The sequence below is a fragment of the Arenimonas sp. SCN 70-307 genome (assembly GCF_001724815.1).
Taxonomy (GTDB): domain Bacteria; phylum Pseudomonadota; class Gammaproteobacteria; order Xanthomonadales; family Xanthomonadaceae; genus Arenimonas.
Window position 1 is genome coordinate 71,521 of the sequence record NZ_MEDO01000001.1, and the last position, 14,545, is coordinate 86,065.

At 71.4% G+C, this 14,545-nt stretch carries 15 protein-coding genes; 10 read left to right on the forward strand and 5 right to left on the reverse strand.

The window, feature by feature from the left end; translation table 11 throughout:
* The first annotated feature begins 2 nt into the window (after window positions 1–2).
* From ABS41_RS00335 to folE2, 5 genes are all read left to right on the forward strand, one after another.
* Window positions 3–1,346, forward strand: coding sequence for a TRZ/ATZ family hydrolase (locus tag ABS41_RS00335; protein ID WP_290588776.1), 1,344 nt, complete (start codon window positions 3–5; stop codon window positions 1,344–1,346).
* On the forward strand, window positions 1,343–2,044 hold the full coding sequence (gene ubiG, locus ABS41_RS00340) for a bifunctional 2-polyprenyl-6-hydroxyphenol methylase/3-demethylubiquinol 3-O-methyltransferase UbiG (protein ID WP_290588779.1): 702 nt from the start codon (window positions 1,343–1,345) through the stop codon (window positions 2,042–2,044). Before ABS41_RS00335 ends, ubiG begins: the two co-directional genes overlap by 4 nt.
* Window positions 2,044–2,700 carry a phosphoglycolate phosphatase gene (gph, locus tag ABS41_RS00345; RefSeq protein ID WP_290588782.1) on the forward strand — a complete coding sequence of 219 codons (657 nt, stop codon included), beginning with the start codon at window positions 2,044–2,046 and terminating at the stop codon, window positions 2,698–2,700. Before ubiG ends, gph begins: the two co-directional genes overlap by 1 nt.
* Window positions 2,697–3,461 (forward strand): hypothetical protein, encoded by a 765-nt coding sequence (locus ABS41_RS00350; protein WP_290588785.1) that lies wholly within the window; start codon window positions 2,697–2,699, stop codon window positions 3,459–3,461. The genes gph and ABS41_RS00350 overlap by 4 nt, the downstream gene beginning before the upstream one ends.
* Window positions 3,462–3,563: 102 nt before the next feature.
* Entirely contained in the window at window positions 3,564–4,529 is a 966-nt protein-coding gene (folE2, locus tag ABS41_RS00355; RefSeq protein ID WP_290588788.1) for a GTP cyclohydrolase FolE2, read from the forward strand.
* On the opposite strand, the gene ABS41_RS00360 is transcribed toward folE2, so the two are convergent.
* On the reverse strand, window positions 4,526–5,341 hold the full coding sequence (locus ABS41_RS00360) for a M23 family metallopeptidase (protein ID WP_290588790.1): 816 nt from the start codon (window positions 5,339–5,341) through the stop codon (window positions 4,526–4,528). The genes folE2 and ABS41_RS00360 overlap by 4 nt on opposite strands.
* Window positions 5,338–5,616 carry a membrane protein insertion efficiency factor YidD gene (gene yidD / locus ABS41_RS00365; protein ID WP_290588793.1) on the reverse strand — a complete coding sequence of 93 codons (279 nt, stop codon included), beginning with the start codon at window positions 5,614–5,616 and terminating at the stop codon, window positions 5,338–5,340. Before yidD ends, ABS41_RS00360 begins: the two co-directional genes overlap by 4 nt.
* Window positions 5,617–5,691: 75 nt before the next feature.
* Between yidD and dksA the strand changes: the two genes are divergently transcribed.
* Window positions 5,692–6,663 (forward strand): RNA polymerase-binding protein DksA, encoded by a 972-nt coding sequence (gene dksA / locus ABS41_RS00370; protein ID WP_290588796.1) that lies wholly within the window; start codon window positions 5,692–5,694, stop codon window positions 6,661–6,663.
* Between the two features lie 49 nt (window positions 6,664–6,712).
* Here dksA and ABS41_RS00375 read toward each other — a convergent pair whose 3' ends face one another.
* The 3 genes from ABS41_RS00375 to cysS are packed head-to-tail and all read right to left on the reverse strand — an operon-like array spanning window position 6,713 to window position 10,268.
* A complete protein-coding gene (locus ABS41_RS00375; RefSeq protein ID WP_290588800.1) occupies window positions 6,713–8,455 on the reverse strand; it encodes a DUF885 family protein in 1,743 nt (580 codons plus the stop codon).
* Window positions 8,456–8,466: 11 nt separating this feature from the next.
* Complete coding sequence (locus ABS41_RS00380; protein ID WP_290588802.1) at window positions 8,467–8,898, reverse strand: SufE family protein; 432 nt, start codon at window positions 8,896–8,898, stop codon at window positions 8,467–8,469.
* On the reverse strand, window positions 8,898–10,268 hold the full coding sequence (gene cysS / locus ABS41_RS00385) for a cysteine--tRNA ligase (RefSeq protein WP_290588805.1): 1,371 nt from the start codon (window positions 10,266–10,268) through the stop codon (window positions 8,898–8,900). The genes ABS41_RS00380 and cysS overlap by 1 nt, the downstream gene beginning before the upstream one ends.
* A gap of 119 nt (window positions 10,269–10,387) precedes the next feature.
* On the opposite strand from cysS, the gene ABS41_RS00390 reads away from it, so the two are divergent.
* The 4 genes from ABS41_RS00390 (at window position 10,388) to ABS41_RS00405 (ending at window position 14,545) form a co-directional block, all read left to right on the forward strand.
* Entirely contained in the window at window positions 10,388–10,960 is a 573-nt protein-coding gene (locus ABS41_RS00390; RefSeq protein ID WP_290588808.1) for a glycine zipper 2TM domain-containing protein, read from the forward strand.
* 232 nt (window positions 10,961–11,192) lie between these two features.
* On the forward strand, window positions 11,193–12,197 hold the full coding sequence (locus tag ABS41_RS00395; protein WP_290588811.1) for an N-acetylornithine carbamoyltransferase: 1,005 nt from the start codon (window positions 11,193–11,195) through the stop codon (window positions 12,195–12,197).
* A gap of 52 nt (window positions 12,198–12,249) precedes the next feature.
* Complete coding sequence (locus ABS41_RS00400) at window positions 12,250–13,446, forward strand: argininosuccinate synthase (protein ID WP_290588814.1); 1,197 nt, start codon at window positions 12,250–12,252, stop codon at window positions 13,444–13,446.
* A gap of 7 nt (window positions 13,447–13,453) precedes the next feature.
* Window positions 13,454–14,545: an acetylornithine deacetylase gene (locus ABS41_RS00405; RefSeq protein ID WP_290588817.1), complete on the forward strand. Its 1,092-nt coding sequence runs from the start codon at window positions 13,454–13,456 to the stop codon at window positions 14,543–14,545.

Here is a 14,545-nt window from a genome sequence, read left to right on the forward strand (position 1 = left end):
CGATGGCCGCCACCGCGCCGCAGGCCTGCGACCTGCTGATCGAGGCCGGCTGGGTCGTCCCGGTCGAACCCCACGGCGTGGTGCTGGCCGACCATGCGGTCGCCGTTTCGGGCGGCCGCATCCTGGCGGTGCTGCCGCGGGAAGAGGCGCGGGCCCGTTTCAGCGCCGCCGAGGTGGTCTCCCGCCCCGGCTCGGTGCTCATCCCGGGCCTGGTCAACGCCCACTGCCACAATCCGATGACCCTGCTGCGCGGCGTCGCCGACGACCTGCCGCTGATGACCTGGCTGCAGGAGCACATCTGGCCGGTGGAAGGGCAGGTGATCGGGCCGGAGTTCGTCGCCGACGGCATCGAGCTGGCCGTGGCCGAGATGCTGCGCGGCGGCACCACCGCCTGCGCCGAGAACTACTTCTTCCCCGACGTGCAGGCCAGCACCTACGCGCGCCTTGGCTTCCGCGCCCTGGTGGGCCTGCCGATCATCGATTTTCCCACGGCCTGGGCCCGCACCCAGGACGAGTACTTCGACAAGGGCCTGGAGGTGCTGGACAACTGGCGCCGCCACGAGCTGGTGTCGGTGTGCTTCGTGCCGCACGCGCCCTACACGGTCAACGACGCCGCCTTCGAGCGCGTGCGCATGCTGGCCGACCAGCTCGACCTGGTCGTGCACTGCCACATCCACGAAACCGCGCACGAGAACGCCGAGGCCATGAAGGCCCACGGCATGCGCCAGCTGGCGCGGCTGGACCGGCTGGGCCTGGTCAACGACCGCCTGATGGCGGTGCACATGACCGACCTGACCGACGCCGAGATCGCGCTGTGCGCCGAGCGCGGCGTGTCGGTGGTGCACTGCCCGGAGTCGAACCTCAAGCTGGCCTCGGGCTTCTGCCCCACGGCCAAGCTGCAGAAGGCCGGCGTGAACCTGGCCATCGGCACCGACGGCTGCGCGAGCAACAACGACCTGGACATGTTCGGCGAGATGCGCACGGCCGCGCTGCTGGCCAAGGGCGTGTCGGGCGACGCCTCGGCGCTCGACGCCGCCAGCGCGCTGCGCGCCGCCACGCTGGGCGGCGCCCGCGCGATGGGCCTGGGCGAGCAGGTGGGCTCGATTGAGCCGGGCAAGCAGGCCGACCTGGCCTGCATCGACCTCTCGCCGCTCGAGACCCAGCCGCTGCACCACGTGCTCTCGCAGATCGTCTACGCCGTCGGCCGGCACCAGGTCGGCGACGTGTGGGTGGCCGGCAAGGCGCGCGTCGCCGGCGGCCGCCTGCTCGACATCGACACCGCCGCCATCGCCGCCAAGGCCAGGCGCTGGCGCGAACGCATCGCCACCATCCGGGGTGGGGCATGAACCACGCCAACGCCAGCCAGGCCGAGCTAGACAAGTTCGGCGCCCTCGCCAGCCGCTGGTGGGACCCGCAGGGCCCGCAGCGGCCGCTGCATGAACTCAACCCGGCGCGACTGGGCTACGTGCAGGCGCGCGCCCCGCTGGCCGGGCTGCGCGCACTCGACGTCGGCTGCGGCGGCGGCCTGCTCAGCGAGGCCATGGCCGCGGCCGGTGCCCGGGTCACCGCGCTCGACCTCTCGCCCGAGCTCATCGACGTGGCCAAGCTGCACCTGCTCGAATCGGGCCTGCAGGTCGACTACCGCCTGCAGCCGGTCGAGGCCCTGGCCGAAGAGCTGCCCGGCCAATTCGACGTCGTCACCTGCATGGAAATGCTCGAGCACGTGCCCGACCCGGCCGCGGTGCTCGCCGCCTGCGCGCGCCTGCTCAAGCCCGGCGGCCAGCTGTTCCTGTCCACGCTCAACCGCACGCCGGCCGCGTTCGCGCTGGCCATCGTCGGCGCCGAATACGTGGCGCGCCTGCTGCCGCGCGGCACCCACGACTACAAGCAGTTCATCCGTCCGTCCGAACTCGGCGCCTGGCTGCGCGGCGCCGGCCTGCGCCTGGACGACGTCAGCGGCCTGGCCTACGACCCGATCCGGCGCAAGGCCTGGGTGGGCGGCCCGACCGCGGTGAACTACCTCGCCCACGCGGTGAAACCCTGATGGGCCAGCCGCCGGTGGCGGTGCTGTTCGACCTCGACGGCACCCTGGTCGACAGCGCGCCCGACCTGGCCCGCGCCGCCAACCGCGTGCTGGCCGACCACGGCCGCCCGCCGGTGGACTACGCGCGACTGCGTGCCGTGGTCTCGAAGGGCGGACGCGCGATGCTGGCCGTGTCCTTCCCCGATTTCGACGAGGCCGCGCGCGAAGCGCTGCTGCCGGTGTTCCTGCGTTACTACGGCGAGGGCCTGGCCGACGAGAGCGTGATTTTCGACGGCGTCGATTCGCTGCTGGCGGCGCTGGACGCGCGCGGCGTGCGCTGGGGCATCGTCACCAACAAACCCGAGGGCCTGGCCCGCGGCGTGGTGGAGGGCTTCGGCTGGCGCACGCGCTGTGCCGTGCTGGTCGGCGGCGACACGCTGGCCACGCGCAAGCCGGACCCGGGCACGCTGCTGCACGCCTGCGCGCAGCTGGGCATCGCGCCGGGCGACGCGCTCTACGTCGGCGACGACCTGCGCGACATCGAGGCCGCCCGCGCCGCCGGCATGCCCAGCGTCGCCGCGCTATGGGGCTACCGCGAGGACGGCGACGACCCGCATCGCTGGGGCGCCGACCGCGTGGCCGCGCACGCTTCCGAGGTGCTGGAGTGGCTGCCGTGAGCACCCCGCACGAGCCCATCGCCCAGTTCGTGGCCAAGTGGCACCGGCGCGAGCCGGAGATGGCCCAGGCCGAGGTTTTCTGCGCGCCCGCGCTGCGTCCGCGCTTCCGCGCCTGGGGCGCGCTGGTGCACGAGCTGCGCGAGGCCTGCTTCGAACTCAGCGATCCGCGCGTGGCCCAGGTGAAGGGCCAGTGGTGGGCCGAAGAGCTGGCCGGCCTGTCCGCCGGCCGCGGCCGCCATCCCGTCACCAGCCCGCTGGCCGGCACCACCGCCGACTGGACCGGGCTGGCGCAGGCCCTGCTCGACACGGCGCTCGACGACAGCCGGCCCGGCGACGCCGGCCAGGCCATCGCCCGCCTGTTGCCGCTGTCGCTGGCGCTGGCGCGCGTGGAAGCCGCCGTATTCGACGCGCCGCACGCGCCGGACGACGCCCGCGCCGTGGCCGTGCACCTGCTGCTGCAGCGCCTGCCCGATGGCCTCATGGCCGACGACCAGGCCCTGCTGCCGATGAACCTGCTGGCCCGCCACGGCCTGACCGCCGCGCAGGTCGCGGCCGGGAAGGGCGAGCCCCTGCTGCGCGACTGGGCCGCCGAACTGCTGGCCGCGCTGCCGGCGCCGCGCCAGCCGGTGCTGTATCGTCGGCTGCGCACCGGCTTCGACCGCGCCCGACTGGCGCGCCTGGCCGCCGGACGCGGTTTCGACCCGCCCGGGCCCTTCGCCACGCTGCTGCGCGCCTGGCGCCTGGCCCGCGCCGCCGCCTGACACGCAACGTTGCATCCCGTGCGCCGGGAACCCCCGCGCCTTGACGTACCCTGCATCGCGCCCCACCTAGCCTTGACCGCGACACCTTCGAGGAGAGCCACCTTGGCCCCCAGCAACCACGAAAACACCGCCCGCGTCCTGCCCGACATCGCCAACGAGGCCCGCGCCGCGCTGGCCGGCGCCCTGGACTGGGTCGGCATGGGCGAGATTGAAATGCCCGTCGTGCTCGCCGGCGACGGTGGCCGCAGCGTGGCCAAGGTCAACGCCTTCGTGAACCTCACGCAGCCGGACGTGCGCGGCATCCACATGTCGCGCCTGTACCTGCACGTGGACAAGATGCTCTCGAACGAGCCGGCCAGCCCGGCCTCGCTGCGGCGCCTGCTCAAGGACTTCCTCGACTCCCATGCCGGCCTGTCCGACCGGGCGATGGTGAGCCTGCGTTTCGAGCACCTGGTGCGCCGCAAGGCCCTGGCCAGCGACAACAGCGGCTGGAAGGCCTACCCGGTGACCATCACCGCGGTGATGGACCGCGGCCACTTCGCGCTCGAGCTGGGCCTGTCGGTCGCGTACTCGAGCACCTGTCCGTGCTCGGCGGCGCTGGCGCGCCAGCTCATCCAGGAGCAGTTCGAGGCCGATTTCGCCGCCGGCAAGGCGCTCGACCGCGAGGCCGTGCTGGCCTGGCTGGGCAGCGAGCAGGGCATCCGCGCCACGCCGCACAGCCAGCGCAGCCATGCCGACGTGAAGCTGCGCCTGGTGCCGAGCTTCCAGGATTTCCCGATCGTCGAGGCCATCGACCGCATCGAGGACGCCCTCAAGACCCCGGTGCAGACCGCGGTCAAGCGCGTGGACGAGCAGGCCTTCGCCCTGCTCAACGGCCAGAACCTGATGTTCTGCGAGGACGCCGCGCGCCGCATCCAGTCGGCCCTGCGCAAGGACGAGCGCATCGCCGACTTCTGGCTGCGCGTCTCCCACCTCGAGAGCCTGCACCCGCACGACGCCGTGGCCGTGGCCACCAAGGGCGTCGCCGGCGGCTACACGGCGCTCCCGGAAGGGCTCGGCGCCCGCTAGCGCTCGAGCACGAGCAGCGGGTCGATCCGCACCTCGAACCAGTTCATGCCCCAGTGCAGGTGCGGGCCGGTGGCGCGGCCCGTCGCGCCGACGGCGCCGACCACCTGGCCTTGCTCGACCCGGTCGCCCGGTTTCACGTCGATGCGCGAGAGGTGCAGGAAGTTCGAGCTGATGCCGTGGCCGTGGTCGATCAGCAGCGTGCCGCCGGTGAGGTAGAGGTCCGGGTCGGCCAGCGTGACCACGCCGGCGGCCGGGGCCAGCACCGGAGTGCCGGTGGGCGCGGCGATGTCCATGCCCGAATGCGGGCTGCCCGGCTTGCCGTTGTAGATGCGCTGGTTGCCGAAGCGGCCGCTGATGCGGCCCTCCACGGGCCGGATGAAGGGTTTGGCGAAGTCGGCACGGGCATCGTCGAGCAGGCGTGCCTCGCGCACGCGAGCGGCCTCGCGGGCGATGCGCGCGGCCACTTCCGGCGGCGGCTCGACGGTGCGCGGCGGCACGCCGCTGACGCGCTCGACCGGCCAGTCGCGCGGGGTCACGGCGATGCGCGCCTCGTGCACGCTGCCGTCGGGGCGGCGCACGCTGACCACGGCGGGTTCGGCGGCGTCGCGGCCGATGCCGAGCACCACGCTGCCATAGGGCGTCACCCGCAGCCGCCGGCCGGCGTATTCGACCTCGCTGCCCGGGGGCACCTTGCCGATCACCATCGCGCCCTGTTGCACCGATTCGGGGAAAACCACCCGGGCCGGGTCGTTCGCGGCGGCGGTGCAGCTCAGCGCGGCGATCGCGGCCAAGGCGATGGTCCAAACCCTCATTCCGATTCCTCTTTCTTCTCGTTGCGGCCTTCCCAGGTTTCCGGAACCGGATCGGGCCCGCCCGGGTGCAGCGGATGGCAGCGGGCGATGCGGCACACGCCCAGCCAGCCGCCGCGCAGCACGCCGAATCGATCGACCGCCTCCATGGTGTAGCTCGAACAACTGGGGTAGAAGCGGCAGCGCTGGCCCAACAGGGGACTGATGGCCAGCTTGTAGCCACGCAGCAGCAGGATGACGGGTTTTTTCACGGATTGCGCTGGCCGGGCCGTGGGCATAAGGTTGCCGCTGGTGGAGGATCAGGCTATAACACGCCGCCTTCGAGCCTCAAGGAATGGAGAGGAAATCCGATAGTGGCCGCTAAGAAAACACTGAAGAAGGCCGCCAAACCGGCCGCCAAGAAGCCCGCCAAGGCCGCCAAGCCGGTGAAGAAGCCGGTGGCGAAGGCCAAGCCGGCCGCCAAACCCGCCAAGAAGGCCGTGCCGGCCAGGAAGCCGGCCGCCAAGGCCGCGCCTGCGAAGAAGTCGGCCAAGCCGGCCGCCAAGCCGGTCAAGAAGGCCGCCCCGGCGAAGAAGCCGGCCGCCAAGGCCGCGCCGGCCAAGAAGATCGCCAAGCCGGCCGCCAAGCCGGTGAAGAAGGCCGCGGCGCCCGCCAAGGCCGCCAAGCCGGCGGCGAAGCCGGTGGCCAAGGCCGCCGCCAAGGCGGCACCGAAGCCGGCCGCCAAGCCGGCGGCTGTCGCCAAGCCCGCGCCGGCCGCCAAGCCGGTGGCGCAGCCCGCCAAGGCCGCGACCCCGGCCAAGGTGGCGCCTGCCGCCAAGCCGGCGGTCAAGCGCAGCAGCGGCGTGGTGGCTGGCTACGTGAAGCCGTCGGCGCCGCGTCCGGAGCGCATCAAGCCGCTGCCGGTGCGTGTCGGCCGCGTCGAGCTGCCCAAGGGCTACAAGCCGTCGGCCAAGGAGGAATACATGGGCCCGATGCAGCTTGAGTACTTCCGCCAGCGCCTGCTGCAGTGGAAGGAAGAGCTGGTCGAGGAGTCCAAGCAGACCATCGAGAACCTCAAGGAAGAGGTGCGCGACGTCGGCGACGAGGCCGAGCGCGCCAGCCGCGAGTCGGAGAACAGCCTCGAGCTGCGCACCCGCGACCGCTACCGCAAGCTGATCAGCAAGATCGACAGCACGCTCAAGCGCATCGAGGACGGCAGCTACGGCTACTGCGTGGACACCGGCGAGGAAATCGGCCTCGAGCGCCTCGAAGCCCGCCTCACCGCCGAACGCACCATCGACGCCCAGGAACGCTGGGAACACCGCCAGAAGCAGATGGGCGAGTAACCCCGCGCATCAGGTGAAGGAAGAGCCCCGGGAAACCGGGGCTTTTTCTTTAGTCGAAGCGATAGAAGCGCCAGTCGGCGCGCAGGTCTTGGGCGGGTACGGCGCCCTGCAGGCGGGTGCGGACGGCGGCGACGGGCATGGGGCCGCCCATCAGGATGGCGTCGTGGAACTGGCGTTCGCTCATGCGGCCCGACTGGACGAACTCACGGTGCAGTTCGCGGAACTGCAGCCCGCCGACCATGTAGGCGATCTGGTAGAGCGGGCCGTAGTCGCCCGCGAAGCTGCGGCGCACCTCGGCGCGGGCGTTCTCGCGCTCGTGGCCGACGCGGTTGACCAGCAGCTCCACTGCCTCGTCGGGCGTCATCTTGCCCAGGTGGAAACCCAGCGAGAACAGGATGCGCGCGGCGCGGTGGCTGCGCCAGAACAGCATGCCGACCTTGTCCTCGGGCGTGGTGGCGAAGCCCTCGTCCCAGAGCCGGAACTCCCAGTACAGCGCCCAGCCCTCGGTCCAGAACGGCGAGTCGAACAGCTCGCGGTGGGTCTGGTAACGGTTGTTGTAGAAGTACTGCAGGTGGTGGCCCGGGATCAGCTCGTGGTGCACCACCGCGCGCGAGAAATGCCGGTTGTTGCCGCGCAGGGCCATCAGCTTCTTGTCGTGCGGCATGGTGTCGGTGGGGTAGGCCACCCACACGTCCTGGCCGCCGAGGAAAAACGGCGCCTGCAGCTGGTACTCGGGCGTGAGCATGGTCATGCGCCAGTCGCGCTTGGCCAGCTCGGGGATGGTGACCATCTCGCGCGCCTCGAGCCAGGCGATCGCCTCGTCGGCCAGTTCCACCACCAGCCTGGGCTGCCCGCCGGGCGCCGGGTGCCGCGACTTGACGGTCTCGAGCGCCTCGCGCCAATCCTTCGCGCCCATTTCGGCCGCGGCCCTGGCCAGCTCGCGCTCGCACCAGGCCAGCTCGCGCTCCGCCAGATCCATCAGCTGCTCGGGCGTGTAGGGGATCAGCTCGTGCTGCAGTCCCTCGAGCAAGGCCTGCCGGCCGATCGGGTCGCCGATGATGGTTTCCGGGTCGCTGGCGCCGGCCAGGGTGTCGCGCAGCAGCTTGGCCTGCGCCTCGAGCTGCTTGTCGAGCGCCTCGTAGGGTTGCTTCGTCCACCAGCTGAAGTCCGGGTCGTAGCCCGAATAAAAGCCGTGCCACTGCTTGAGGTCGGCGCGCACGCCGTCGAGCAGGCGCGCCGCGCGGAAGGCGACGATGGGCGAGGTGCCGGCGGCCTTCGGGTCCTTGGCCAGGCGCGTGTGCAGGTCGGACAGCCCGCGCCGCACGGCCTCGAGGACGTCGGCGCTGGCCCGGCCATCGGGGTATTCGTGGGCGCGGCGCGCTTCCACCAGGGCAACCAGCCGCTCGACGCCCGGCAGCAGCGGCGCGGCCTCGGCCACGCGCTGGCGCTGGAAATCCAGCTGGCCCAGGCGGTAGGCCAGGTCCCGGCGGAACAGGGCGTGGTCGAGGCGATCCTCGTCGCCCAGCGCGGCCGGGTCGATCTCGCCCAGGCGCGCCTGCCAGCTCGCGTAGAGCTGGCGCAGCGCCTGTTCGCGGCGCGGGCCGGCGGTGGCGTCGTGCACACGCTCGAGGCTGGCCAGGTCGGCGCGGAAGCGCGCCACCACCGGGGCCATCGCCTGCGACTGCGCCGGCAACTGCGCCAGCGGCGGTGCCAGGTCCGGGGCCGCGCCCGCCAGGGACGGGAAGGCGAGGGCGACGGCCAGGCAGCTGGCGAGCAGGCGAAGGCGGGGCATGGCGGCTCCTGTCAGGCCGGCGCGTGCCGGCGGGCGGTGTCCTGGATGAAGGCCAGCAGCGAGGCCAGGCCGTTGCTGCGGGTGGGCGAGAGGTGCTTGGCCAGGCCGATGGTGGCGATGTAGTCCGGGGTGGTGGCCAGGATCTCCTTCGCGCTGCGGCCCGAGTACACCCGCAGCGCGAGGTAGATCAGGCCCGAGACGATGCTCGAGTCGCTCACCGAGTGGAACTCGAGTCGTTCGGCATTGCCCTCGGCCACGATCCAGACCATCGACTGGCAGCCGTGCAGGCGGTGCTCCTCGGTTTTCCAGTCCTCGGGGAAGGGCGGCAGCTTGCGACCCAGGTCGATCAGGTACTGGTAGCGCTCGGACCAGTCGCCGAAGAAGGAAAACTCTTCGGCGATGGCGGCCTGGGCTTCGGCTGCGGTGGCTTCGGTGGGCTGCATCAGGCGCGCCTCCAGCGCACGCCCTGGGCCGTGTCCTCGAGCAGCACGCCTTCCTCGGCCAGCTGCCTGCGGATGGCGTCGGCACGCACGAAGTCGCGCGAGGCCTTGGCGGCGTTGCGTTCCTCGACCAGGGCCTGGATGCGGGCGTCGTCGCCGGCATCGCCGCCGCGGCTGAACCACGCTTCCGGCGCCTGCTGCAGCAGGCCCAGCAGCAGGCCACCGCCGAGCAGTTCGGCCTTCAGGCTGGCGCGGGCGATGGGCGACTCGGCCTTGCGGGCCTCGCCGGCGATGCGCGAGAGCTCGGCCAGCGCGGCCGGCGTGTTGAGGTCGTCGCACAGCGCCGCTTCCACCGCCACCGGCACGATCGGCTCCGTGGCCGGCACGCCGGCCAGGTCGCGCAGGGTGCCGTAGAGGCGGTCGAGCGTGCGCACGCTCTGTTCGATCAGCGCATCGGACCACTCCAGCGGCTGCCGGTAGTGGGCCGAAAGCAGGGCGTAGCGCAGGGCCTCCGGCGGATGCTGGTCGAGCAGCTCGTGCAGGATGGCCACGTTGCCCAGCGACTTGGACATCTTCGCGCCGGAGAAGTTGAGCAGGCCATTGTGCAGCCAGAAGCGCGCGAACACCGCGCCGCCGTGGGCGCAGGTGGACTGGGCGATCTCGTTCTCGTGGTGCGGGAATTGCAGGTCGACGCCGCCGCCGTGGATGTCGATGGTCTCGCCCAGGTGCGCCTCGGCCATGGCCGAGCACTCGATGTGCCAGCCCGGCCGGCCCACGCCCCAGGGCGAGTCCCAGCCCGGCAGGTCGGGCGTGGAGGGCTTCCACAGCACGAAGTCGCCGGCGTCGCGCTTGTAGGGGGCCACCTCGACGCGGGCGCCGGCCAGCATTTCCTCCGGGTCGCGGCGCGAGAGCCGGCCGTACTCCGGGAAGCTGGCCACGGAGAACAGCACGTGGCCCTCGGCGGCGTAGGCGTGGCCCGAGTCGATCAGGCGCTCGATCATGGCGATGATGTGCGGGATGTGCGCCGTGGCGTGCGGGGTCAGGTCCGGCGGCTCGACGCCCAGCCGGGCCATGTCTTCGGCGTAGGCGCGGGCGAACTTGCCGGTGATCTCGCCGATCGGCACGCCCTGTTCCCGGGCGGCCTGGTTGATCTTGTCGTCCACGTCGGTGATGTTGCGGGCGTAGACCACCCGGCCGTAGCGGCGCCGCAGCAGGTTGGCCAGCACCCCGAACACCACCGGCGGGCGGGCGTTGCCGATGTGCACGTAGTTGTAAACGGTGGGACCGCAGACGTACATCGTGACCCGGTGGGGGTCCTGGGGCTCGAAAACCTCGAGCGCGCGGGTCAGGTTGTTGTGAAGTCGCAGTTCCATGGCAGTACGAAGGGCGAAAGCGGCAGTCTAGCAAGCCGGGGGCCGGCATTAACGAAAATCTTAGGCCGGGGTTCAGCCGTCCGGTGCTGAAATCCGGGCGTCCCCGAGGAGTCCCCGCCATGCGTCTCGCCACCCGCTCGATGCCCCTGCTGGTCCTGGCCCTGGCCAGCCTTCCCGCCGCCGCCCAGTACGGCCCCGACGGCCGCTACGGCGACCAGAGCTACGAGGGCTACAACCGCGCCGTGCCGGAGAACATCAGCTACGGATACGCGCAGGTGCTGCGCGCCGACGAGGTGGTCGAAGTGGTGCGCACCCGCACCCCGGAGGAGCGCTGCGACGACGTCGAGTACCGCCAGTCCGGCTCCACCACCACCGGCACCGTGGTCGGCGCCCTGGTCGGCGCGGCCCTGGGCAACCAGGTCGGCAAGGGCGACGGCCGCAAGGCCGCGACCGTGGCCGGCGCGGTCGCCGGCGGCGCCATCGGCAACAACATCGCCCGCCAGCGCGAAGAGGCCGAGGCCCGCGGCTGCCGCATCGTCGAAGTCGAGCGCGAGGAAACCCAGGTGGTCGGCTACGACGTCGAGTACATGTACAAGGGCGAGAAGTACGTCTCGCGGCTGCCCTACGACCCGGGCAACCGCCTGCGGGTGCGCGTTTCGGTCACCCCCGACGAGGCCGGCTACGTCCGCTGAGTTGCGGCCCCGCCCGCGCGGCCCCATACTTGTGCCCATGATGCAGACCAAGGCCGACGCCGACGTCCTCACCTCCGCCCGCATGGCGGCGGGCATGACCTCGCGCGCGCGCCGACCGGAACCCCACAGTTTCGCTGGGTAACCGGACGCGCCTGCTCGTTCGCCTGAAAGCCCAGCCCCGCGCTGGGCTTTTTTGTTTTCCGGCCCCCGAAATCCCCTCCAGGACACGCCAATGAAGCACTTCCTCAACACCCAGGACTGGACCCGCGCCGAACTCGACGCGACCCTGGCCCAAGCCGCCGCCTTCAAGGCCGGGCAGGCCGGGGCCCAGCTCAAGAGCAAGTCCATCGCCCTGGTGTTCTTCAACCCCTCGCTGCGCACCCGCACCAGCTTCGAGCTCGGCGCCTTCCAGCTCGGCGGCCATGCCGTGGTGCTGCAGCCGGGCAAGGACGCCTGGCCGATCGAGTTCGAGCTGGGCACCGTGATGGACGGCGAGGCCGAGGAGCACATCGCCGAGGTGGCGCGGGTGCTCTCGCGCTACGTCGACCTGGTGGCGGTGCGCGCCTTCCCGAAGTTCATCGACTGGGCCGTGGACCGCCAGGACAAGGTGCTGCGGGCCTTCGCGAAGTACTCGACGGTGCCGGTGATCAACCTCGAGACCATCACCCACCCCTGCCAGGAGCTGGCGCATGCGCTGGCGCTGCAGGAGCACTTCGGCACGACCGACCTGCGCGGCAAGAAGTACGTGCTGACCTGGACCTACCACCCCAAGCCGCTCAACACCGCCGTGGCCAACTCGGCGCTGACCATCGCCACCCGCCTGGGCATGGACGTGACGCTGCTGTGCCCGACGCCGGAGTACGCGCTCGACGAGCGCTACCTGGGCTGGGCGCGCGACAACGTGGCCGAGTCGGGCGGCAGCTTCCGCATGAGCCACGACATCGCCGAGGCCTACGCCGGCGCCGACGTGGTGTACGCCAAGAGCTGGGGCGCCATCCCGTACTTCGGCCGCTGGGACCAGGAAAAGCCCATCCGCGATGCGCACAGGCACTTCATCGTCGACGAGGCCAAGATGGCGATGACCAACAACGGCGTGTTCAGCCACTGCCTGCCGCTGCGCCGCAACGTGAAGGCCACCGACGGGGTGATGGATTCGCCCAACTGCATCGCCATCGAAGAAGCCGAGAACCGCCTGCATGTGCAGAAGGCCGTGATGGCGGCCCTGGCTTCCCAGTAACCCTCTCCCCAACCCCTCTCCCAAGGGGAGAGGGGCTTTCCAGGACCAAGAAATGACCGACAAGCACATCGTCCTCGCCTTCTCCGGCGGCCTCGACACCAGTTTCTGCATTCCCTACCTGCGCGAGCGCGGCTGGGCGGTGCACACCGTGTTCGCCGACACCGGCGGCGTGGACGCCGAGGAGCGCGCCTACATCGAGGCCCGCGCGGCCGAGCTGGGCGCCGCCAGCCACGTCACCGTCGATGGCGGCCCGGCCATCTGGAACGGCTTCGTGAAGCCTTTCGTGATGGCCGGCGAGGGCTACCAGGGCCAATACCCGCTGCTGGTCTCCGACCGCTACCTGATCGTCGATGCCGCGCTCAAGCGCGCCGGCGAGCTGGGCACGAACGCCATCGCCCACGGCTGCACCGGCATGGGCAACGACCAGGTGCGCTTCGACCTGGCGGTGAAGGCCGCCGGCGACTACCAGATCGTCGCGCCGATCCGCGAAATCCAGAAGCAGCACACCCAGACCCGCGCCTACGAGCAGGCCTACCTGGAAGAGCGCGGCTTCGAGGTTCGCGCCAAGCAAAAGAGCTACACCATCAATGAGAACCTGCTGGGCGTGACGCTGTCGGGCGGCGAGATCGACCGCTGGGAAGCGCCGGGCGAGGGCGCCCGCGGCTGGTGCAAGCCGCGCGCCCAGTGGCCGGCGGCGCCGCTGCGGGTCACGCTCACCTTCAAGGCAGGCGAGGCGGTGGCGCTCGACGGCCAGCCGATGGCCGGCGCGGCGCTGCTGGCCAGGCTCAACGGCCTGTTCGCCGAGTACGGCGTGGGCCGCGGCATGTACACCGGCGACACCACGATTGGCCTCAAGGGCCGCATCATCTACGAAGCGCCGGGCCTGGCCGCGCTGCTCGCGGCCCATCGCGCGCTCGAGGAAGCCGTGCTCACCAAGCACCAGAACCGCTTCAAGCCCGAGGTCGCGCGCAAGTGGGTCGAGCTGGTGTACGAGGGCTTCTACAACGACCCGCTCAAGGCCGACCTCGAGGCCTTCCTGGCCTCCAGCCAGCGCTGCGTGAATGGCGAGGTGGTGCTCGAGACCCAGGGCGGCAAGGTCGATGCCGTGGCCATCCGCTCGCCGCACCTGCTCAACGCCAAGGGCGCCACTTACGCGCAGTCGGCCGACTGGGGCGTGGAGGAGGCCGAGGGCTTCATCCGCCTGTTCGGCATGTCGAGCACCCTGTGGGCCGAGATCAACAAGCGCTGAGATGGCCATGCTTCCGAACGTCCTGCAACACCTCGAAGCGCTCGTCGGCTTCGACACGCGCAACCCGCCACGGGCCATCGGCACCGGCGGCATCTTCGATTACCTGCGCGCGCAGCTGCCGGGCTTCGAGGTGCGGGTGACCGACCACGGCGCCGGCGCGGTGTCGATGCTGGCCGTGCGCGGCAACCCGCGGCGGGTGTTCAACGTGCACCTGGACACGGTGCCGGCCTCGCCCGACTGGAGCGCCGACCCGCACGTGCTGCGCGTGACGGCCGACAAGGCCATCGGCCTGGGCGCCTGCGACATCAAGGGCGCCGCCGCGGGCCTGGTCGCCGCCGCCAACGCCACCACGGGCGACGCCGCCTTCCTTTTCAGCAGCGACGAAGAGGCCAATGACGCGCGCTGCATCGCCGCCTTCCTGGCCTCCGACCACGGCTTCGAGCAGGCGATCATCGCCGAGCCGACGATGTGCGAGGCGGTGCTCGCGCATCGCGGCATCAGCTCGGTGCTGATGCGCTTCAAGGGCCAGGCCGGCCACGCCTCGGGCGCCGATGCCTTCGAGCTCAGCGCCGTGCACCAGGCCATGCGCTGGGGCACGAAGGCGCTCGACCACGCCAAGGCGCAGTCGCACGCGCGTTTTGGCGGGCTGACGGGCCTGCGCTTCAACATCGGCCGCGTCGAGGGCGGCATCAAGGCCAACATGATCGCGCCGGCCGCCGAGCTGCGTTTCGGCTTCCGGCCGCTGCCCTCGATGGACCTCGACCAGATGCACGCCAGCTTCCGCGGCCTGGCCGATCCGGCGGCGCTGGCGCACTATGAAGAAACCTTCCGCGGCCCCTCGCTGCCCGCCGGCGACATCGCCCGCGCCGAGGAAAAGCGCCTCGCCGCGCGCGACCTGGCCGACGAGCTCGGCCTGCCCATCGGCAACGCCGTGGATTTCTGGACCGAAGCCTCGCTGTTCTCCGAGGCGGGACTGACCGCCTTCGTCTTCGGCCCGGGCCACATCGCCCAGGCCCACACCGCCGACGAGTGGGTCGCGCTCGACCAGCTCGCCGCCGCCGCCAACCACTACACCCGCCTGCTGGAGCAACACGCGTGA